11 protein-coding genes are annotated in these 21132 nt (G+C 67.1%); 7 read left to right on the forward strand and 4 right to left on the reverse strand.

Annotated elements, in window-relative coordinates:
- Positions 1 to 392: 392 nt before the first annotated feature.
- From ACFY1L_RS55270 to ACFY1L_RS55300, 7 genes are all read left to right on the forward strand, one after another.
- Positions 393 to 2999, forward strand: coding sequence for a hypothetical protein (locus tag ACFY1L_RS55270; RefSeq protein ID WP_388843164.1), 2607 nt, complete (start codon positions 393 to 395; stop codon positions 2997 to 2999).
- A gap of 197 nt (positions 3000 to 3196) precedes the next feature.
- The gene (locus ACFY1L_RS55275; RefSeq protein WP_388843166.1) at positions 3197 to 6553 is read left to right on the forward strand and encodes an alpha/beta fold hydrolase; all 3357 of its coding nucleotides are present in this window, start codon (positions 3197 to 3199) and stop codon (positions 6551 to 6553) included.
- A gap of 438 nt (positions 6554 to 6991) precedes the next feature.
- Positions 6992 to 7321: a hypothetical protein gene (locus tag ACFY1L_RS55280; protein ID WP_388843168.1), complete on the forward strand. Its 330-nt coding sequence runs from the start codon at positions 6992 to 6994 to the stop codon at positions 7319 to 7321.
- 303 nt (positions 7322 to 7624) lie between these two features.
- Positions 7625 to 9481 (forward strand): hypothetical protein, encoded by a 1857-nt coding sequence (locus ACFY1L_RS55285; RefSeq protein ID WP_388843170.1) that lies wholly within the window; start codon positions 7625 to 7627, stop codon positions 9479 to 9481.
- A complete protein-coding gene (locus ACFY1L_RS55290; RefSeq protein ID WP_388843172.1) occupies positions 9403 to 9660 on the forward strand; it encodes a pentapeptide repeat-containing protein in 258 nt (85 codons plus the stop codon). The genes ACFY1L_RS55285 and ACFY1L_RS55290 overlap by 79 nt, the downstream gene beginning before the upstream one ends.
- Before the next feature lie 449 nt (positions 9661 to 10109).
- The gene (locus ACFY1L_RS55295; protein ID WP_388843174.1) at positions 10110 to 11111 is read left to right on the forward strand and encodes a hypothetical protein; all 1002 of its coding nucleotides are present in this window, start codon (positions 10110 to 10112) and stop codon (positions 11109 to 11111) included.
- Between the two features lie 191 nt (positions 11112 to 11302).
- A complete protein-coding gene (locus tag ACFY1L_RS55300) occupies positions 11303 to 11752 on the forward strand; it encodes a hypothetical protein (protein ID WP_388843176.1) in 450 nt (149 codons plus the stop codon).
- 106 nt (positions 11753 to 11858) lie between these two features.
- Here ACFY1L_RS55300 and ACFY1L_RS55305 read toward each other — a convergent pair whose 3' ends face one another.
- From ACFY1L_RS55305 to ACFY1L_RS55320, 4 genes are all read right to left on the reverse strand, one after another.
- A complete protein-coding gene (locus ACFY1L_RS55305) occupies positions 11859 to 11981 on the reverse strand; it encodes a DUF6233 domain-containing protein (protein WP_388843178.1) in 123 nt (40 codons plus the stop codon).
- A gap of 474 nt (positions 11982 to 12455) precedes the next feature.
- On the reverse strand, positions 12456 to 13262 hold the full coding sequence (locus tag ACFY1L_RS55310; RefSeq protein ID WP_388843179.1) for a hypothetical protein: 807 nt from the start codon (positions 13260 to 13262) through the stop codon (positions 12456 to 12458).
- Positions 13259 to 20083 (reverse strand): RHS repeat-associated core domain-containing protein, encoded by a 6825-nt coding sequence (locus ACFY1L_RS55315; RefSeq protein WP_388843181.1) that lies wholly within the window; start codon positions 20081 to 20083, stop codon positions 13259 to 13261. The genes ACFY1L_RS55310 and ACFY1L_RS55315 overlap by 4 nt, the downstream gene beginning before the upstream one ends.
- Before the next feature lie 521 nt (positions 20084 to 20604).
- Positions 20605 to 21018: a hypothetical protein gene (locus ACFY1L_RS55320; protein ID WP_388843182.1), complete on the reverse strand. Its 414-nt coding sequence runs from the start codon at positions 21016 to 21018 to the stop codon at positions 20605 to 20607.
- Positions 21019 to 21132: the final 114 nt, after the last annotated feature.

Below are 21132 nucleotides of genomic sequence, written 5' to 3' on the forward strand. Positions count from 1 at the left end.
CTCACGCACAGTGCAAACGCTGCCCGATCCCTCGAACCGCTTGTCCGGTCCCCCGCCGCTCCCGACCCGGTGAACATATCCGGTCACAGCACTAGATGGTGGAAGAAGCGCCCGGATCCCTGCGGCCTTATGTAACCTTCTCCGACATTCCTGGCCCCGGTTGACAGCGCTATCGGGTCGTCATACCCGCCCAGGCCCGGGCCGCACTGACCTGTGAACTGCCGCCCCTGCCCGACGCGGTAGTTGACGGTCTGCTCCGGATCACCGGCCGCTGGGCGCTGCTACTGCGCCTGACCAACCGTCTGATCGCCGAACAGACGGCCACCGGCGCTGACCCTGCTGCCACCGCCGAGCGGATTCTTCACCGGCTGCACGCGCACGGGCCCACCGCGGTGGACGACCCCGCCGCCAGCTGGAGCCTCGACGACCCCCGCCTGCGCAGTCAGGCCGTGAAAGCCTCGGTCGAGGCAGCCACAACCCTGTTGCCGCCCGGCGGTGCCGAACGCTTCACCGAGCTCGGCATCTTCGCCGAGGATGAGCTCATCCCGGTATCCGCCGTCACCCTGCTGTGGGAGGCCACCGGCGGGCTGGCCGAGGCCCAGACACGCAGCCTGTGCCAGGACCTGGCACGCCTGTCCCTGCTCACTCTCGACCCGCGGCACGGCGGCCAGATCGGCATCCACGATGTCATCCGCGACTACCTCCGCGGCGGCCTCGGCACGGCCGGCCTGGCCCGCCTCAACAGCCAGCTGGTCGATGTCATCGCCGCCACCCTGCCACCGACCCGCCCCCTGACCCCCACCGCTCCCGATCCCCAACGCGCCTGGTGGCAGCTTCAGGACGGCTACCTCCTTGACCACCTCATCACCCATCTCATCACCGCCGGCCGCACCGTGTCCGCCGAGGCCACAGCCGGCGATGTGCGCTGGGTCGAAGCACGCCTGACACAACGCGGCCCCAGCGCCCCCTGGAACGACCTGGCGCGCATCAACACCCCTCACAGCCGCTCCCTGGCCCTCAGCATCTCCCAAATCGCCCACCTCCTCATCCCCACCGACCCTCCCCACGCCCTCACCGGCGTCCTCCACAACCGTCTTGAGGCACACCCGCACTGGCACCCCCAGATCACCGCCCGCCGGCAGGACCCCGCCCTTCGCCCCTGCCTCGTCAACCGCTGGCCCCTGCCCGACGGCCCCAACACGGCCCTGCAGCGCATGCTCACCCGCCACGCACCGGGCGTCTCCGGAGGGAACCGGTCGGTGGCAATCGCCCCGGACGGCACCTGGCTCGCCACCACCGGCAGCGCCGACGGGGGACGGATCTGGGACCGGGCTTCGGGTACCTGCACCGCCACCCTCGCCGCCCACACCGGCTGGGGGCCGGTGGCGATCGCCCCAGACGGCACGTGGCTCGCCACCGGCAGCCACGACGGAAAGGTACGAATCTGGGACCCGGCCTCGCAGACCTGCACCGCCACCCTCACCGCCCACACCGATGCCGTGTGGTCGATGGCAATCGCTCCGGACGGCACGTGGCTCGCCACAGGCGGCCGGGACGGAAACGTGCGGATCTGGGACCGAGCCTCACAGACCTGCACCGCCACCCTCACCAGCCACACCGATGCAGTGCTGGCCATGGCGATCGCCCCGGACGGCACGTGGCTCGCCACCGGCGGCCGGGACGGAAACGTGCGGATCTGGGACCGAGCCTCACAGACCTGCACCGCCACCCTCACCGCCCACACCGGCTGGGTACTGTCCGTGGCGATCGCCACGGACGGCACCTGGCTCGCCACCAGTGGCCATGACAAGGCGGTGCGGATCTGGGACCGGACCCCGGGCACCTGCATTGCCACTCTCACCGGCCACTCCAAACCTGTGGCGTCGGTGGCGATCGCTCCAGACGGCACGTGGCTTGCCACCGGCGACGGTGACGGAAAGGTGCGGATCTGGGACCGAGCCTCGCAGACCTGCACCGCCACCCTCACCGGCCACACCGAGCATGTGCAGTCGGTGGCCATCGCCCCAGACGGCACCTGGCTCGCCACCGCCAGCGCCGAGGCGGTACGGACCTGGGACCAGGAGTTCGCTGCTCAGGTTCCCTCGCCCGGCCCCACCGACTGCGTGATGTCCGTGGCGATTGCCCCGGGCGGCACCTGGCTCGCCACCGGCGGCCGCGACGGGAGGCAAAGCACGTTGATTGCCACAGAGGGCCGTAACGGGACGGCGCGGATCTGGGACCGGGCCTCGGGGACCTGCTCCGCCACCCTCACCAGCGACAGCGACACCGTGTGGTCGGTGGCGATCGCTCCGGATGCCACCTGGCTCGCCACCGGCAGCTTTAAAGGAACTGTGCAGATCTGGGACCGGGCCTCGGGGACCTGCACCGCCACCCTCCCCCGCCATACCGGCTGGGGGCCGGTGGCGATCGCCCCGGACGGCACGTGGCTTGCCACCGGCGAGGGTGACGGGAAGGTGCGAATCTGGGATCGGGCTTCGGGTGCCTGTATCGCCACCCTCACCGGCCACACCGACGCAGTACGGTCGGTGGCCATCGCCCCGGACGGCACCTGGCTCGCCACCGGCGGACAGGACGGAAAGGTGCGGATCTGGGAGCGAACCTCCGGAACCTGTACTTCCACCCTCACTGGCGACACCGAGGCAGTGCACTCGGTAGCGATCGCCCCGGACGGCTCCTGGCTCGCCACCGGCGGCAACGACCAGACCGTACGGATTTGGGATCGGATCTCGGGCACCTGCACCGCCGCCCTCACCGGCCACACCGACGCAGTACGGTCGGTGGCCATCGCCCCAGACGGTACCTGGCTCGCGACCATCGGCAACGACCGGACAGTACGGATTTGGGAGATCGCGGGAGCCCGCACCGTGGCCATCGCACACTCCGAGGGGACGCTCTACTCGTGTGCATGGGCGGACGGTTCACACGAACTGGCAGTAGGAGGCGAGCGAGGCGTATACCTCTTCGCCCTCCTCACGTGAATGGGCGAGAAGCGATGGTCGGCTTTCCGCGGCAGGGCGGTTGCGGACTTTCAGCGGCCAGTAAGTGAGGGAACCCACGCCGGGGACCTGGGCTTCCCAAGCTCCAGGTGTAACCGTATATAGGCAGTTGTCTGACGCAGTTCCCAGGATGGAGCTGCTTGGCAGTTCCGCTGCGTCTGCAGGGATCGGGGGACGCGATGCAGAAGTACGTGCAGTTGGGCGTGGTGTTCGTCCACGGGTTCAATTCGGTTCCGACCATGTGGGACACATTCAGAGCCCTGCTTGATGAAGACCCGGACCTGGCCGCCGTGCAGGCGTTGACGTTCGGTTACGACACCAGGGTGTGGCAACCGCATCCACTGCGCCGTATCCCGACCTTCGACACGGTCGCCGACAGCCTGAAGGAGTTCCTGGACACTGACGCGGAAGACTTCAACAACCTGGTGCTGGTCAGCCACAGTCAAGGCGGCCTGGTCGTGCAGCGTTACCTCGCCCGGATGCTCGTCGAGGGACGCGGCGAGGACCTAGCCCGCATCCGTCAGGTCGTACTGTTCGCCTGCCCCAACAACGGTTCACAACTAGCCCTGACCTTGCGTCGCGCGCTGCTGCGACGCAACCCGCAGGAACAGCAGTTGCGGCCGCTGAACGAGCAAATCACCGACACTCAGCGCATCATCTTGCGAGACGTCATCAACGCCGGGCGAGTCACCGAGCGGACCTGCCCGATCTCGTTCTCTGTCTACGCCGCCGAGACAGACAACATCGTCACCGCTGCCGCGGCGCGCAGCGTCTTCCCTGACGCTGCCGTCCTTCCAGGAGATCACTTCAGCATCGTGCAGCCCGGTTCGCGCGCACACCGCTCCTACACCACTCTCAAGCGCCTCCTTCTGGCCGCCGTCGACGGTGACCCACCCGTCCTCCGTGCGACCCTGGCAGGGCTCGGGCCAGCAACCCTGGAAGTCCACAACGCCGCGACACCCGGCAAGCCACCGAGCAGCGACGTGAGCCTGACGCCCTACCTTCACCGGGCCCACGACTCTCTGCTGCGCGACGCCCTGGTACCAGTGCTGGCCGGCGGTCCATCCCGGCTCTTCGTGCTGACCGGCGAGTCGTCCACCGGAAAGACCCGCGCCCTTTACCAGGCTGTACACGACCTTGGTCCGACCCTCCCACTGCTGAAACCCATCACTTCCGGCGACCTCCTCGATCTCCTCCGGAAGGGCACGATGGCTGTCGGCACGGTGCTGTGGCTCAACGAGGCACAGCGATTCCTCTACGGCAGGGTCGGCGAAGAAGCCGCCGCCGACCTTCAACGTGTACTGCAACGCCGCCCCGGTGTGGCCGCATTGGCCACCTTGTGGCCCGATTACTGGAACGAACTCGCTGTCGCCGAGGGCACTGCCAAACTCCACACGCAGGTCCGTGCCCTGCTCACACACCCCTCCTTGACCATCCGCATTCCCGTCCCGCCGCAGCTCACCACGGAGGACTTCCACCGTTGGCAGGACCTCATCGAAGTCCAGCGTGACCAGCGATTGTCAGATGCCTGGGCTGCTGGCCGGGCGGACGGACGAGTCATCCAGCACCTCAGCGGAGGACCCGAACTACTGGCCGCCTACCTCGCCGGCCCTGGCACCCACTTCACTCACCAGGAATACGCCCTGCTCACTGCCGGCCTGGACGCCCGCCGCCTGGGCCACCGCGCGCCCCTGCCCCCTGCCTTGCTCGCCGACGCCGCAGACGGCGCCCTCGCCCCACACCACCGCAGCTCCGCCGCAGACTGGTCCGACCAGGTCCTGGATGCTCTGGCCACGGGAAGACGACCCGACGGAACTCGCACCGACATCCGGAACACGCTGTCGGCCTTGACCGTCCTGCGTGCCCGCTCCGGCGCAGCCGCCCGGTACGACCCAGCCGACTACCTCGCCCAACAGACTCGACGACTCCGTGCGGACCAACTCGGCACACCCTCCCTATGGCAGGCCCTGCTCGAGCACACCACGGACCCCGACGACGTCAACAACCTCGCTCAGGCTGCCTGGCAGCGCGGCCTGTACCGGCATGGGGTCCTGCTGTGGCGCAAAGCCGTCCTCACAGGCCACTCCCGTGCCCCTACAAACCTTGTTGCCGCCCTCCCCCCAGCGCTCGACCCTCACCAGTGCGTTCCTCAATGGGTGGCAGTGCACAGTAGTCTCACCGACCCAGTCGCCGTGGCTGATCTGCTGGAGACGCTGAAGAGGACGGGGGCCAGGGAGGCGATGGCGGCTCTGCTGGACCGGGACCCCGCCACCCACACCACCTTGACCGACCCGGACGGCGTCGCCCGTCTCCTGCACGAGCTGCGGACCGCGGGGGCCGACGAGGCCGTGGCGGCGCTGCTGGACCGGGATCCCGCCACCCACACCGCCCTCACCGACGCCCTCGCGGTAGCCCGCCTTCTGGAGGAGCTACAGGGGGCGGGGGCCAGCGAGGCGGTCGACACCCTGGCGCAGCGAGCAGCAGACGTTGATCTCACCGACCACGGCGTCGCCGGTCTGCTTAGGGAGTTGTGGATGATCGGGGCCATCGAGGCGCTCAACACCCTCGCACAGCGAGCAGCAGACCACATCGACCTCACCAACCCGCCCACAGTCACCGAACTGCTGGACGTGCTAAATCTGTTGGAGGAGGTAGGGGACTGCGAGGCGGTGACGGCACTGCTGGACCGGGACCCTGCCACCCACACCACCCTCACCAACCCCCACGAGGTGGCCAACCTTCTGCAGGAGCTACGGAGGGCGGGGGCCAGCGCGGCGGTCGACACCCTGGCACAGCGAGCAGCAGACATTGATCTCACCGACCCGGACGGCGTCGCCCATCTGCTGCAGGAGCTACGGGCGGCGCGGGCCAGCGAGGCGCTCGACACCTTGATGCGGCGGGCAGCAGATGGTGATCTTTCCGACCCGGACGGCGTTGCCCAGCTGCTGCAGGAGCTGCGGACGGCGGAGGCCAGCGAGGCGGTGGTAGCTCTGCTGGATCGCGATCCCGCCACCCACACCACCCTCACCGACCCGGACGGCGTCGCTCGTCTCCTGCGCGAGCTGCGGACCGCGAGGGCCGACGAGGCGGTGGCGGCTCTGCTGGATCGCGACCCCGCCACTCACACCACCGTCACCAACCCATCCGGCGTCGCCAGTCTTCTGCAAGAGCTGCGGACCGCGGGGGCCGACGAGGCGGTCGACACTCTGACGCAGCGCGCAGCAGACCACGTAGATGTCGAGGACCCGTACTCCGTCACCGATCTGCTGCGTGAACTGCGGAGGGCGGGAGCCGCTGAGGTGCTCGACGCCCTCGCGCAACGAGCAGCAGACCGCGTTGACCTCACCTATCACTTCGGCTATGACGAGCTGCTGGAGGAACTGCGGACGGTGGGGGCCAGCCTGGCTGCTGACACCCTGACGCATCGCGCCGCGAATGCGGGTGTCGGCACCTTGCAATCTGCGAGCCCCTACGGGAGAACGGCGGATGGCCAACCCGCAGCGCCGTGGAGCTGGAGTGATCTCACCCAGTTCTAAACCGTGGGGTACCGGTAGGTCGACGAAATCGGGCACCGGCCAGCGTGGACTCCGCCCCGATGTGGCTTCAGGGGGTGTGGGACGGGGAGATTGAGGAGCTGACGCTCGAACGCTTCGCTCAGCTATGGCAGTTCAGGTGCGATGCCCCGCGAGGCGCGCGGCCGTCGAGGGCACGCTGATGGCCCAGGTGACGATCGCGGACCTGCTGCGGGTGATCTCTGCGGTGCCGGGATGACGCGAGCGCGGCTCCAACGGGGTGCGCCTCGACTACGACGGCAGCTGCCTCGCTCTGTCCACGATCGACCGGCCCGACGAGGTGCTCGCGCGCGGAGACGCGCGGACACGCCACGACAGCATGGGAGTTGACCACAAGGCGGTTACTGCCGGCCATGCCACGGGCGGGTCCGCCGCCGTGTCCGAGACAGAAGGGGCCGCCGAGTGACCTCCGAGCGCGAAGCGATGGTCGCCTTCCTGCGCGGCCGGTACGCCGAGGGCATCCGCATGGCGACCGACATCGCAGGGGTCCTCACCGCCCAGGCAGCCGAAGGCCGCATGGGCCTGACACCGGCACAGGCTGATACACAGGCACGGCACGGCGTACACGCCGCCGAGACGCGCTCCCGCTTCTTCGAGGAGACTGTGATCCCCCACCTGGGGGCGGACGGCCCAACGGGAGAGATTGCCGAACTGCAGCTCCATGTTCTGGTCGACGAACATCGCGGGGCACCTGGCCATGACGAGCGGTGGCGCCTGTACCCGCTCCCCTGAGTGCGGGTGGGACTGCAAGGGAAAGGCCACGGGCCGGCGCGCTCTCGCCGTCATCGGGCAGATGTTCGTGGTGACATGGCGACAGGCGGCCGTTGTCGGCGTGGCGGGTGGAACTGGCGGAGCGGTCGGGCTAGCTTTCTCGCGCCTGGCCTCGGACGCGGCCAGTTCTGGATGCTCGACCCGACCACGCGGCATCGTCAGAGAACCAACGTCGTGAGCCCATTGCCGGATCCCGCAGTTGTGTTGAGATGCGCCTTCGTTGCCCAGGTCGGGGGGCTCCTCGGAGGAACACGCATGTACTGCATGGATCAGCTCGGCAACGCTGCTTGCCAGCTCACCGGTGAGTCGCTCGAGGGCGTACGACGCCGTCTGGGCGGACTCGACCGGTTCGATCACCTCGTACCCTCGGCTTCAGGAGAGCAGGCTCTTCTGGAAGCGGCACTGATCTCTGCACTTGGCGCCGTGGACGGTCAGACGCGGCCGTTCGGCGTCAGGGAGGCCAAGCCGGTGGAAGAGTGGCTGGTTCTGCGCCTTGAACGCCCTGCGGACGTGCGGTCCCTTTTCGGGCTGTTGCCGTACCGCACGAGGAAGGGATCGTGGCGTGGCGTCCGTGAACTGACCGTGCGGATGGACGGTGCGCGTTTGCGCTTCGGTCTCCGTCCCTGGGCATTCGAGGCATCCTGGCGCTCGCCTGAGCCGGCGGTGTGGGTGAGCGGACCGCATGGTGAGGACCTTGCCGCGTTGCTGGCCGCCCACACCGCTCAGGTCACGGCATCCGGGCACGTCGTGCAGTGGGATCCGTTGCGTGAAGAGCGGGGCCCTGGTCGCCGAGAGCCGGTGGAGCGCAGTCTGCTGCGCCGGCTCATTGTTTCCTGCTCGATGGGCAGTGCCCTGCTGCGACGCCCCCGCCTGTGGGACAGCCTCACGGGGTACGTGGGTGTACGGCTGAGTACGGAGATGGCTGACCACGGGCTCGACTGGTTGCTCGAACGCCAGGTGGGAGTTGGCGGGTTCGACGAGGAACGGCTGATCGAGGTACTCGAGGACGGCATTGTGGGGTGCGGGCTACGGCTGCTGGACCACGCGTGCGGACCCGAGAATTGCACGGTGAGAATGGCACCCCGCTGGTCTTTCTGCCGCGGCGTTCTCACCATTCGCAGCAGTCGCGTACCGGCGGCCGCCGCTGGCTCGATCCCTAGCCCACGGCCGTTGACGGCCTTGGGCGATGGCCGCAACGTCAGCCGGCCCCGGCGGGCAGAGAAGGGCACGGAGTCAGACGTTCTGAAGCAGGCGTGCGTCGTCCAACTCGTTGACGCGCCGTCCGGCGGCCTGGGGCGGGACCACCTGGCCAGGGCGGCCGAGCGCATCGCCGCCTGGGCTGCCCGCGGTCTTGCCGTAGGTCTCCTTCTCGTGGAAGAAAGCAGCATGGGCCTCCTCTTGGGCGATCGGCGCCGCCCGGATTGGGCGACGGCTCCAATGCCGAAGGGGGTCAGCAGATGGACGAGGCTGCGCCTTGCTCCCCCGCCCGGCCAGCTGTGGTCGCTGGCGGTCCCCAACTCCAGCGACGCGATCAGCGCGGCACTTCAGCATGCCCGCAGCGCCTTCGACCAGGTGTTCCTGATCGGCGCGTATGACGGATGGATGCAGGAGGTGATGTCCCCGAAGTGGGCTGCAGACCTTCGGATTCTCGTGCATCACGCCCGGCCCTTCCAGCGCCAGATTCCGTTCCCTGGCAAGACCACGGGCAACACCACGCATGCGAACGATGGTGTGCGGCTGACACCAGCCGAATCGGCCGTCCTGTGGCGGTCGGAGCAGTTGGGCCGGTGCGCCCACCCCCTCGACGGGCTGCTGCTTCTCACGGACTCCGAAGACGCTGCCGCCCTGGACGGCTTCGACTTGGCCGTCGAAGAACAACTGGTGCGCTACGGCACGCCCGTGCTGGGCCGCTTCCCGGACCATGGTCTGATCATTCGTGGTCCCCGGCACAGTGCCCATCCACCCACTGTGCTGGACCCGCAAGCCAAGCCGCTCGACCATGCACACATGGCAGCCGCAGCCGACGCCCTCCATCGGCGTCTATGGGGAGACCTGCCTTCCACAGCAGCGCGCCAGCACGTTCTGGATGCGGCACCGGACGTGCCGGGCCTCTCGTCGTAGGCCGGCAGAGGGTGGGCACGGCAGCGGACAGGGGGGTGAGAGCAGCAAGCACGGGGCCGTCGCCGAGAGGCGCGGCTCCCGGCCAGGTGAGACTGACGGGCGCGAACCTGACGGGCACGAACCTTTCTTTCGCCGACCTGACCGGCGCGGCGCCTGCCGGCACTCCTGGCCACCGATGAGCATCTGCGCGAGCTGCGGACTGCGGGGGCCAGCGAGGCGGTGGCGGCATTGCTGGACCGCGATCCCGCCACCCACACCACGCTCACCAACCCCCATGGGGTACGCCCGAGCACCGGCGGGCGGTTGCCGGTGGCGCAGCCTGCTGGGCGCGGCTTGTGCCGCGGTAATCGCGACGAGTATCGCTGGCACGGCCCGCCCTTGCGCGCGAGCCTGGACGACCGTACCCGTGCCCGTTGACGACCTCGGTGTCGCCCCGGCCCGCGCTGGTGCGAAGCAGGCGTCCGCCGCGGCAAGTTGAGGCAGTCCCCGGGCGCTGCTAGCGGTGCATCTATGTAGAGAACCCTCATGGGCATGTCCTCGTGGTGCCTATGAAAGTCACGTGCCGCCCACGCTGCCAGCCAGAGATGATGGGGAGTGAGCGATCAGGCTGCGTGAACGGAGGATCCACATGGAGCAGTTGGAGCTCATCGTCGTGCAGCTCGAAGAGGCCAAGGACCTGATCGAGAAAGGGCGCGTGGCTCACCTGCGGCTGGCGTTCATACTCCTTGACAGCGTGACGGAACTGATCCTTCACAGGACGGTGGAATCCGAGCTCTGGGACCAGGAGATGCTCATTGGACTGTTGTCCACATATAAGCAGCTCGCAGCCCATGGAAGTACCAAGGCGGCTGCTGAGGTCGGAGCGATTGAGGCCAGGATCATCTCCAAGTCCGAGCTGAACAAGATCGACCGCAACTTCGACACCAAGGTGGCTTTTCTCGTCGAGCGTGGACCCTTGGACGCTGCACTCGGCCCTGTCCTGGAGAAGCTGCACAAGTACCGCAACGAGATGTACCACCGCGACAAGCTGAGGCCCGAAGTCATCAAGCCCGCCACCCTGATCTACTTCGACTGCGCATGCACGGCGCTGGATTCGTACCGTCAGCTGTACATGGCGTACGGCTCCCCCTCTAATCTCGGGCCGGAGCTCAAGAGGTACGCTGTGGCCGACGGTCCGCTAGGTCTCGTGGGGCAGGACCTTCCCCAGAGGATCGCCGCGCAGCTCCGCCGCGAAGTAGGACTCGACCTGCCCCAGGTACGCAGTGCACTCGCCCAGTACCTGCATGCTCGCCTAGATGAGATGAGGGATGGACTCACGTTCATCGAGGAGAATCTTGGCATTCCGGGCCTCGTACGCGGGGATGCCCTGCGCCTCGTGCAGGCGAACCTCACGGCGACGACAACCCTTGAGCAGGTTCGCGGAAGAAAGTACCCGTACTCCAAGGCAGACCTGGAGCGGTGGCGGAGTCAGGTGTCCGCACTGGAATCGATACACGACAAGCACGAGCTTGTGCGAGAGTACGCCAGCGTTGAAGACGCCTTCGAGCCCTTCGAACAGAAGGTGGAGAAGGCAGTGACGGACCTAGATAGGCATCTCGCGCTCCAAGACGACATCGCTCGTGGCAAATAGAGGGACCCCGACAATTCACAGGCGGCGCCGGGGAGCCCGGCGCTATCGTGACTGGGATGAGCTGGTCACTTAGCCTCCTGGCGCCCAGGGAAACGGAACTGCTCGATGCGTTGTTCCTTTCAGCGGGACGGGCCCTTCACCTCGCGAACGCCTACGAGAACAAGTGCCAATACGTACTCCGAGTAGGCAACTTGATCACCGCCCACCAGGTAGACCCGGCCCTGACCCTGGAACAGGCCATCGCCGCAGCGCCAGCGGACAGGCTACTGGGCGGCACTCTCCACACTCTGGCCACCCACCCGATGGGCCAGACCATGGATTTGGACACCCTTCACAGGGCCAGGGAAGCCCGGAACTTTATCGCGCACGAGGGTGCCTCGATCGGGCACATCTGGTCCGCGAACAGCGACCGCATCCTGCGACATGCCGTCAAACTGCGGGCGGCAGTAAAGGACCTTGCGCACGGCGACAACGTCATCTCGCAGTGGTGCCACGGGCTGGAGGAACTGCACGAACTCCCGCCCGCGGACTGGATCAAGCGTTACCCCGAGACCGTCGACACCTGGGTCTTCGGCAGCCTGCGCGCTCTGCTCCCCGTCGAGCCACTGGAACCGGCCTCGGATTCCCAGACGCCGGCGTAGATCATCTCGCCTAGCCCTCCGCGGGTCCTGGTCTGGTCATGCTCCAGCCCCGCAAGGGCACGGACCTGACCAGTACCCTTGCCGACATGAACGGCCTGCCGCTGGCCTACTCCGGGATGACCTGGAGCGCCGTGTCCGGATTGCAGTGAGGGCAGGCCTCGACATGCTCATATAGTGCCCTCCGCGCCATGTCTTCGCTGATCCCCTTGACGCGGGCGCCCTTCGCCATATGACACCCCCCGGTGGACCCGCGCGGGCGGGCTCCCGGCCCCGATGCCCCGCTCGATCAGCCACTCCGGCGGAAGCGGACGCCGCTCCTCGCCGCGTCGGTGTTCGGCCTCTCGCCGCTCCTCGACCGCGATCCACCGATCCGGCTGGGCAAGTCTCGGCCGTTCGCCAAAAGTACGATTTCTGGTCCGCGAGGCCGTCGACGACCCGGATGGAGCTCACCGAGCACACACTCATCCAGGCCCGCACCATCATCACCTGCGCGGCCTGTAGCCGAGGGCATCCGCATGGCGAACGACATCGCCGGGGTACTCACCACCCAGACAGCCGCCAACTCCCTTTGCGCGCAGAACTTCTGGATACGCGCTTAGCGTGCTCCCAGCATCCGGTCAATTCGCCGGCTCGCCAAGCTGCACACCCTCGCCCATGGCCGTGAAGACTGCGGCTTCAGTCACTGCCCATTCTCGTCTGACTTCTACTCTCCAGGTCCCACGACAGTGATACGGCTGGAAAGGAGCTCCAAGGGATGGAGGTTTCGATCCAAAACCTCTGTTCCCCGTAGACGAACGTCTTTCAGCGCGGGGAGACCTAGGAGAGGCTGGGCTGAGCGAACAGATCCAGAGTATGTAATCCGTAGTTCTTCGAGTTGCTCAAGGGAGGACAAGTCGTCGAGATCCATCGGCGGGTCCGCAGCGAAGTCACTATTCCCAAGGATCCAGAGACGCTGCAGGCGCATCAGATGACGGAGCGGCTCGAGCCCGACCACGCGCATTTCAAGGAGCTCCAGGTCGACCAGCGATACGCATGCCTCCACCCCGCACAATTCAACACTTTGCCCCATTCCCTCGATTTTCAGATGAGCGAGGTGTTGACATCTGGAAACCCAGGAAAGATCTTTGCCAGCGAAATTCCACAGCTGGAGGTTCGTCAAGCGTGGAATCGTTGCAAGATGAGACAGTCCTTGGCGTGCATCGGTTCCGATTTTCTCAATGCTGGGACTAGGCTCTGCGGGGATCGCCTGTTGAGATCTTGTCAGGAGCACAATCTCTCGAATTCCAGGGACCTTGAATGCCTCGGAATCGTCCCGGACTGCGCCGTTCACTTCGATATACTTCAGACCGGGAAGCGCGCCCAAGAAGTTGAGGTTCTCCACCTGCCCTTCGCGCGGGACGCGGAGATAGATCCCGTTGTAGCCGCCCGCCTCGTATTGCCTCACAAGTAGCTGCTCATCGAGTCCGTCGCGCGAGTCCCACTGGAGGACAGCGAAATCTGACCGCGTCATGGAACTTCATTTCTCCTGTTCAGCAGCGTACCTCCGCCTATGCCACCGTACTGGTCAATCACGGACTGCTCCTGCTCGCGTATCGCTTTCCAGGAATGTCCGGTCATATCATTGACGCCAACGCTGGCCACGTCGGACTGCCTATATCCCGCTTTCTTCACTGCGGCATCTTTGTCCGTAAATGCTGCATGTATACGGCCGTGTACATTCTTGTCGCTTGACCCGACGTATACCTTTCCGTCTTTCATGGTGATGATGTAGACCCCGGGGACTTCAGGGGCGCTACTGAATCCGAAGGTACGGCACTGTGCGTTGTGAACGAGCACCGGCGTGGTGCCCGCCAGCACATAGTAGGTGTGGATTCCGTCGATGGTCAGGTTGCGGGTCTCATGCCTGCCGTGGAAGGAACGGGTGGCTGTGACGGTGGCCTTGGCGCCGGTGTTGGTGAGGAGGGTCATACCCGGCTTGAGGTGCCCTGCGTCGACCCACGCGTCCTGGCTGGGTGACCAGAACGGGTGGTGGCTGGTTGCGGTGACCTTGGCCTCGCCGTCATCGGATCTCAAAGTGAGCTCGGAGAAGGCCTTGTCGCTCTTGGTGACGATGGTGGCCAGGACCGTACGGGCCTCGGTCGCGCCCGTTTCCGGATCGGTCGCGAGGGTCTTGTCTTCCGGCTCTATTTCTCCGATGGGTTTAGTTGACCCGTCGGCCATGAGGACTTCAGTGTCGGGAGTGAAGCTGTTCTTGCCGCAGCCTCCGCCGCCGATGCGTGCACCGTTTCCTGGTCCTTCGCCTCCGCCGAATATCGCGCTGAGGCCAGCTCCGGCGAGGACCTCATCGGCTAGCGACCCGCCCGCTACGGGGCATGTTGAGCTTCCTGCGACCTCGCCACATGCCCGGAACAGGAGGTTGGTGAGCTGCTTTTCCGCGACCGACGCTTTGACGTCGGCCCATGGCTCACCTGGGTCGACGGAGTAGCAGCGGTTTCGCTCTTCCGGCTGGCATTGGTCGCTCATGTCGGCGAAGAACGCCGTGATGAATTCGTTCTTCTTCGCCCAGATGATGGGGACGTTGACGCCGGGGTGGATGGTGGCGTAGCCATCGTGGTTGTAGTCGTCGCCGCCGCTTTCGTAGTCCGGGAGATCGCCGGCGGGGACTTCGTTCATACAGACGATTTCGGGGCGGCTGCAGTCGTTGCTTCCGCCGTGGTCCTCCGCCGTGAAGGAGAGACCGGATGGGTCGCTGTAATTGATGGGGTTGTTGATGCTGTAGCTGTAGGCGGAGAGGTTTTGCGGGATGTAGGGGGTGTTGAGGGGGTCGGGGCTGAGGAAGCGGCCGAGGTGAGGGTCGTAGGCGCGGGCGCCGAGGAGGGACAGGCCAGTGCTGGTGTCTTCACTCTGCCCGAGGAAGCCGTGGTCGGTGCCGGTGGGCAGGGTGCCGCTGCGTTCGTCGCCGAAGGGGGTGTAGCGGCGGCGGCTGGCGGCGCCGGTGGTGGCGTCGACGGTGAGTTGGGTGGAGGCCTGGGTGTCGGCCATCAGGTAGGTGAGTTTGCCGCCCGTGCTGGTGGTGCCGGTGGTGGTGCGCATGGCCACGGTCGCGGTGCCGCAGGCGTAGTAGCGGGTGGCGGTGGTGGTCTGGCCGTCGGTGTGCAGTTCCGTGCCGCTGAGGTAGGCGACGGTTTCCTGGGGTGTGGTGCGCAACAGGAGGTTGCCGTCGGCGTCGTAGGTGTAGCGGGTGAGCTGGCTGCCGGCGGAGGTGGTCGTCCTGACGGTGGAGAGCTGGCCGAGTTTGGTCCAGTCGTAGTCGGTGCTCGTGCCGGGTTCGCTGCGCGTGTCCATCTGGCCGGCGGCGTCGTAGGTGAAGGTGTCGGTGCCCGTGGTGGTGCCGGCGGTGATGTGATTGATCTTGCGGACGCCGTGTGGCCAGGCGGCGTTCGCGGTGGTCCAGGTACCCGCGTCGTCGTAGCCCGGGTAGAGGTAGTCGCGGGTGGTGGCCGTGCCGGTATTGGCGGTGTCGGTGATGGACTGGAGGTTGCCGAGCCGGTCGTAGGTGTAGGCGGTCTGGTAGGGGGCTTCGCCGGTGAAGTCGGAGCTGCTGTACAGGGAGCACGTTCCCAGGCCGGCACGCGTGTAGGCGCTGGTCAGGCGGGCCTGGTCGTCGTAGCGGAAGCATTGCGTCTGTGCGCTCTGGCCGCTTGCTTGTTCATGGAGTGCGGTGATGCGTCCGGTGTCGTCGTAGTCGTAGAGGTCCTGCTGTTTTTCGCTGGTGTACTGGCCGACGGTGGTGGTCGTGGCGATGCCGCGCAGCCAGCGGGTGCCGTTGGCGTAGGAGTAGCTGTAGGTGCGCTGCGCGGCGACGCCGCTCACCGCGCCGGTGGGGCCGCCGTAGTACCGGTCGGTGAGCAGGCCGTAGGCGTCGTAGAGGGTGGTCTTGACGTAGGTCTGCTGGCCGGAGGCGAGGCTGCGGGGCTGGCCGTAGGCGTTGTAGGTGGTGGTGACGGTCTCCTCGTCCAGCCCGCCGGCCTTCGGGTAGGTGACCGAGGTGAGGTGGTCGGCGGCGTCGTAGGTGGAGTTCGTGGTGTAGTCGCCGGCCAGTCCGGTGACGCTGGCCGGGATGCTGACCGTGGTGCTCAGCGGGCGGCCGCGGCCGTCGAAGGCGTTGGTTTTGACGGTGTAGGTGTTGCCGCCGGTGTCCCGGCTCGTGGCCGTGGTGATCTGACCCTTGCCGCCGGCCACGGTCAGGCCGTCCCAGACCCAGCTAGCCAGTACGGCGGTGCCGCTCGTCACAGCGGTCTTGCGGCCCAGGTTGTCGTAGCTGTAGTCGAGGACGGTCTGCCCGTTGTTGCTGGTGACCGCGCTGACCTGGCCGTTGTCGTCGTAGTCGGTGACGGTGATGCGGGCGTCCGGGTCGGCGACCCGGGTGCGCTGTCCGGCCCAGTTGTAGTTGTAGATGGTGTCGTTGCCCCGGGGGTCGGTGATCTTCTGCAGCGCACCGGTGCCCGTGTAGAGGTACTGCGTGGCGTAGGTGGAGCTGCCGTTGTGCTCGACGACCTTGGAGATCTGCCCGTAGACGTCCGCGTAGCTGTCGGTGGCGCCGCCCACCGCTGGGGTGACGGTGTTGTAGTCGCCGTGATAGGCCGTCTGGACCCGGCCCTGGGCGACGCCTCGCGCGGTGGTTCCGTCACCGACGAGGATCTGCGACAGCGTGGTCCGTCCCGCCCAGTCCAGGGTCAGGTCGGTGTATGAGGGCAGGTCCTCGACCTTGGGGCTGACCGGGCCTCCTGAGCCTGCGGTGCCCTGGTTGCGGAAGACTGCCGAGGTGCCGGTGACGTTGCCGGCCGTGTCGTACCGCGTGACGGCGACTTGCCGGTTGGGCACCTCTGCGCCTGTGGAGGGGTCGGTGCCGTCCGGGATGGGGGCCTGTGTCTCCCGGGCCCGGCCGAGCCCGTCGGTGTAGGCGTAGGAGGACAGATACGTGCTGTCCGACTGCAGGGTGTGGGTGGCCACGCGGGGGTAGCCGTCGACCGAGTCGGGCACTGTCCCGCTGGTGGAGGCGGGGATGGTGTAGCTGAACTTGAGCGAGGGTGAGCTGCCGGTTTCGGTCGGCTTCCATACCTCGCTGGGGCGGCCGGCCGCGTCCAGGGTGACTTTGGTGATGTTGCCGTTGGCGTCCCTGCTCTGATACGGCACGCCCCAGAATCGGGACATCCACACCGTCGTCGACAGCGGGCCACGCGCGGAGGCGAGTCCGTCCGGGTCGGGCGAGGTGGTGGTGGTGCCGTCGGTGGGCCAGTTGTTCTCCGGGCTGTAGGTGGTGGTGGTGCGGTTCGCGTAGGCGTCCTCGGTCCAGCGCACCCGGCCCGCGTCGTCGAAGCCTGCCTTGGCCCTTTGGTAGTCGTCCGTCTTCGCGCTGGCGTAGGTGCGGGTCTCGGTGGGGTTGCCGTCGACGGGCTTGTTGCTGTCCACGTCGGCGGCGTTGTCGTAGAAGGTGGTGGCGTAGCCGTCCTGGTGGTCGGCGTCCCGGCTGGCGCAGCCGGTCCAGTAGTGGCGGGTCTCATCCACGAGCACCGTCCACCGCTGGATGCTGCTGCCGTCGTAGAGGTCGTCGTTGTAGGCGCGCCCGTAGGTGGTGCACCGGTTGTCGGAGACGTCCTTTTCACCCTGGTCGTCGGTGCGCAGCGGCAGCCCGTACTTGGCCGAGGCGTCGCTGCCGGCGTCGTATTCGTTCTGGACGACGTGGGTGCGCCAGCCGGTGGAGATCTTGGTGTCGGTGGTGGTCTCGTCCTCGCGGACGAAGCGGGCGTCGGGCAGGCCGTCGTAGGTGGCGGTGGTGTGGGTCCAGTAGCCGTGGAAGACGCGCTGGTGCGAGTTGCCGGCGTCGTCCCGCGTGGAGGTTTCGATCGTCCGGCCGTGCAGCCACGCCGAGTCGGGATACGAGGTGCCCTCGCCGTCGGTGACCGACACGGAGCGGGTGGCGGAGGGGTTGGTCTTGGAGGTGCGGTCGCCGTCCAGGCCACGGTAGAGCCAGTGGAAGGTGGAGTGCTTGACCGTACCGGTGCCGGAGGTGACCTCCACGCGCTGGTAGCCGCGCCAGTCCGACCAGGACTCGTCGTCGTCCGGGGTGAGCGGGTCGTTGGTGAAGCGCCAGCCGGCCCCGCCCTGGTAGTCGTAGGAGGTGGTCATCTCCGGGGCGCCGTCCTGGCTGCTGGTCACCGTCGGGTCGACGGTCACCTTGGTGACCAGGAACTTCTTGAACCAGCCCTTCTTCGCCTCGGTGTCGCCCTCCGGGGTCCACTTCTGCCAGAAGCAGTCCTTGGTGTTCGACGACTCGGTGGGCAGGCTGTCGGCGCTGCACGGGTTCGGTGAGCCGTAGCTGACGATGGTGGTCGCGCCCAGGTCGCCGTGGATGGTGTTCACGCGGCGGAAGTTCAGCTCGGTGGAGCCGACCTTGTTGTCCAGGTCGATGCCGTTGAAGTTGATGACCGGCAGGACGATGTCCGTGCCCGTGCCGTAGGCCTTGCGCTGGACGTAGTCCAGCCACAGCGTCTTGCCGATCGCGCCGTCCGGGTTGGGCAGGCCGTGCTTGGTCTGGTACTGCTGCACCAGGTCCCAGCCGTCCGCGCTGGTCTTCAGCACGTAGGTCTTGATGTCCCACAGCATGTCCTTGCTGAAGAACGTCGGATAGTACGTCTTGCCCGCGCAGTAGTAGTCCGCCGAACTGCCGTCACACAGCAGGTCGACCGGCACGTCCGGGTAGGACGAGGGGCTGGAGGAAATCGACGGGCAGGCGCCCGGCTCGCTGCGCAGCGGGTCCGCGTCCGTCATGCGCTCCACGCACCGGCCCACATGGGAGAGTTCGACCTTGCCGGTCGGCTTGGAGTTGGCGATCTGAGCCGCCCAGCCGTACTCGATCCTGGTGAGGTAGCCGCCGGCGGTGTAGGAGCGGGCCTTGTCGGTGTTGGCGACCGACCGGTAGTAGTTGGTCTCCTTGTCGTAGAAGTAGACGGACTCGACCTCGTTGGCGTCCACCGTGCGGTCCAGGTTCCACCGCCAAGCCTGCGTGCACGGCTCGGGGAACTGGTCGTGGCACGGCTCGCCCGCGTTGTTGCCGACCACGGGCATGGTGAACACCGACGCGGTCGCATCCCCGGTGCGCTCCGAGCGGCCCCAGCCGAAGTAATAGCGCTGCCCGTCCTGCGTGGAGATCACCCAGTACTCGTCGTCTGCGCCGTGTCCGCCGCTCAGGTGCTGCACCCGCCACCCGGGATCGTCCTGCACGTGGTAGGAGCCGGTGCCGGTGCCGTCCTGCACCAGGGTTGAGGTCACCCCGTTGAGGTTGATGACGTAGAGGGCGCCGTCCGGCTCCTTGGCGGTGTTGGGCGAGTCCCAGCACATGTCGCCGATCGTGTTCAGCCCGTCCTGGGTGCAGTTGCGGTACCGGCGCTCGATGAACCCGACGTTCAGGTCCCAGCCCATGCCGACCCAGGAGGCCTGGTTGTTCGTCGCCGAGGTGCGGCCGTCCACCGACTGCGAGTTGTACGTCAGCGCCAGCGACGGGGCCGAGCCCGTCGCGGGCTTGGGGAGATTGACCGGCAGGCTGTAGGTGAAGGCCCCGGAGCCGGTCGCCACGTCCCACGATCCGGTCGGCGACAGCGTGGAGGTGCGGTAGTCGCCCTGGTCCGAGGAGGAGCCGGTGGTCAGCGCGTAGACGGAGCTGCTGGTGCTGCCGAGCTGGGTGGACAGGCCGTCGCTGTCCGGCTCGGCCACCACCGTCGCCGTCAATGTGCCCGTGGCCGGGTCGTTCTCGGCGGGCACGATCTCGCGGTCCGTGCAGTCCTCGGCGTCGGGTGTCTGCAGCGCGCAGGCGGGCAGCTTCACCAGTCGCAGCCGGGAGGCGAAGTCGCCGCCGTAGGCGTACTTGAAGCCCGAGTAGTCGATGTCGACCTGGACCTGCCCGGGCGCGGTCACGCCGTCGGATCGGGTGACCTGCAACCCCAAGCCCACGCCGCCGACGGGGGCCACATCCTGGCGGTCCAGCACCCGCACGTCAACCTGATCCGGCGCCACGGTTTCGTCCGCGGGCTCGGCCGATGCCGACGGCGAGGGCTGTGGCGGTGCGCTCGTGCTCGGCTCCGGGCTAGCGGCGGCAGTCGCCTGGGTGCTGTCCGAAGCGCTGGGTGCCGGCGTGGGCGTGTCCTCGTCGGCGAGTCGTGCCCGGGCCAACTGCGCGCTGGTTCCTGAGTCATCGGGTGCGGGCGCGACTTCGATCACGTCACCGATCTCGGTGGCATCCGCGCTCGCCGAGGCCGATGGTTCCGGCGTCACCGTGCCCGGATCTCCCGGTGCTGCCTGAGACAAGTCCACTGTCGCCTCGACTGCCTCGGGCCATGTCGGTGCGGGAAGCGGCTTACCCACTTCTTCCGCCTGCTGCGCAGGGACTGTGCCCAAGGACTGCGACGGCACCAGCGGAGTTGCCTCATCACCGGCAGCAGCCGCCTGTTGCGGCGCAACCACCGAGACCGTCGACAACAAACCGGCCAACACCGCACCCGCCACCGTGACGGAAAGCAAACGCGCACGCCGAGCAGCCACTCGAACCCCCACCCCGCACGGTTCTCGCGCAGCCGCGCGGAAACCGCAGTCCAACAGAACACTCGACGAACAGGGCAAGCCAGCCGTGCTCCCCAGCACGGTGGAGCCAGCTCAGCCCAGAGGTCGAACAGTGAAGCGAGACAGTAACTGCCATGAAGATCCTGTGAACAGAGGGCTGAACAGGAGGTTCCGCCTCACCCCGGTGACCTTGATCACAGAGGCCTGACAGACCGGTCGGAAATTGCGGTGCAGTCTCAGGCAGCGGCGCCGTAGATTGGCGCAATGCCCGAGTTTGCGCATGACGAGGCCACGGCCCTGCGCGCCCTCGACGTCATCGACCAGCTGCTGGCCGCCCGCGACCAGATCGCCTCCGGCGTGGGCGGCATCGCCTTCCTCCGCGAGCACAAGGCAGTGGCACCGGTTGCATGGAGTTGGTGGATGCTCATCTCGGACTCCGCCAGTGTGGTGGCCGCCACCCCGCTCATGCAGCGGGTGACCGGCCATAATCGGTGGATCTCCGCATGCCGTTGCCAGGCCATCGCCACCGCGTGCGTCGTCAGGTTTCGCATCACCGGCGCGACGACGAACCCGTTGCCGTTCTTGGTCGCCTCGGCAACCCGCGAGGCGAAGCCAACGCCCTCGTCATACTCGCTGAGAACGCCCGGCACGACGGGCGCGCGGAAGACGGGCGCCGTCAGATGGAAGCAGCAGTGGCGTTGTATGAAACCGTCGGCCTGCCGAAATTGCTTGCATCGTGCCGCAAGAGGCTACGCGAATGGTGA

This window comes from Streptomyces sp. NPDC001663, from assembly GCF_042893105.1.
Lineage (GTDB): Bacteria > Actinomycetota > Actinomycetes > Streptomycetales > Streptomycetaceae > Streptomyces.

What these genes read in the sequence shown, in the direction of transcription:
- ACFY1L_RS55285 (WP_388843170.1), top strand. Translation starts at nt 7,625, where the DNA reads ATGGATCAGCTCGGCAACGCTGCTTGCCAGCTCACCGGTGAGTCGCTC.
- ACFY1L_RS55310 (WP_388843179.1), bottom strand. Translation starts at nt 13,262, where the DNA reads ATGACGCGGTCAGATTTCGCTGTCCTCCAGTGGGACTCGCGCGACGGA.
- ACFY1L_RS55305 (WP_388843178.1), bottom strand. Translation starts at nt 11,981, where the DNA reads ATGGCGAAGGGCGCCCGCGTCAAGGGGATCAGCGAAGACATGGCGCGG.
- ACFY1L_RS55275 (WP_388843166.1), top strand. Translation starts at nt 3,197, where the DNA reads ATGCAGAAGTACGTGCAGTTGGGCGTGGTGTTCGTCCACGGGTTCAAT.
- ACFY1L_RS55290 (WP_388843172.1), top strand. Translation starts at nt 9,403, where the DNA reads ATGGGGAGACCTGCCTTCCACAGCAGCGCGCCAGCACGTTCTGGATGC.
- ACFY1L_RS55295 (WP_388843174.1), top strand. Translation starts at nt 10,110, where the DNA reads ATGGAGCAGTTGGAGCTCATCGTCGTGCAGCTCGAAGAGGCCAAGGAC.